The organism is Streptococcus sp. HMSC077D04 (assembly GCF_001808785.1).
GTDB classification, from domain to species: Bacteria; Bacillota; Bacilli; order Lactobacillales; family Streptococcaceae; genus Streptococcus; species Streptococcus mitis_BX.
On the sequence record NZ_KV794455.1, the window covers coordinates 1 to 708 of the forward strand.

Annotated in this window: 1 protein-coding gene and 1 pseudogene; both read right to left on the bottom strand. The window is 29.5% G+C overall.

Features of this window, described 5'->3' with window-relative positions; genetic code table 11:
* The coding region (locus HMPREF2701_RS00180; protein WP_186821200.1) for a relaxase/mobilization nuclease domain-containing protein at window positions 1–629 on the bottom strand (629 nt) is incomplete at its 3' end.
* Window positions 616–708 (bottom strand): annotated as a pseudogene (locus HMPREF2701_RS10925) (plasmid mobilization relaxosome protein MobC); the annotation flags it as partial. The gene HMPREF2701_RS00180 and the pseudogene HMPREF2701_RS10925, both read right to left, overlap by 14 nt.

The window sequence follows — 708 nt, forward strand, 5'->3', positions numbered from 1 at the left end:
AAATCTTCAAAATTTTTCGAGTTCTCGATTAGAAAATATACTCGTTGTTTTATTTCATATTTGTAATTTGTTTTGCGATAAACTTCATACTGACGATACGAATAACGATTTTCTATAATTTTTGCCCCTGCAATTTTTGAAAGACGATCAGAAACCATTCGTAGATTATGTTCTACCTTATAATCCCATAGAAACTTTTTATCAGAATTCTGATCAATTGAATTTAGGATGATGTGATTGTGGGTATGATCTTTATCGACATGAGTTGCTACAATAAAACGAAATCTACCTGCTGTCAACTCTTTAGCTGTCTCATAACCAATTCGATTGATTTGTTCAGGAGTGAGATGGTCATCTGGAGAAAAGGACTGAATGATGTGATGAGAATGAATTTTTCGTTGATTTACTTCTTGCCTATTATGACGAAATTCATAAAGAGTATCATTACTTAAAAAATTATCATTGTACATCTTCACTAGTTCTTTATAACTAGGAAAATCTAAATAATTTCTCATACCAAAATCTGAAACTAGTGTTAGGTTTTTTGTTTTATTTGGATTCAAAATATATTTGATTAGTTTACTACGATAATTTTTTCCATGAATCGCAAAGTGTTTAGTGATGACCATAAAATTTCCTCAATTTTTCAGATTGAATAAGAAAATCTTTCTCCACTTCTACTATTAACTCTTCTATACCTTTTCTCAA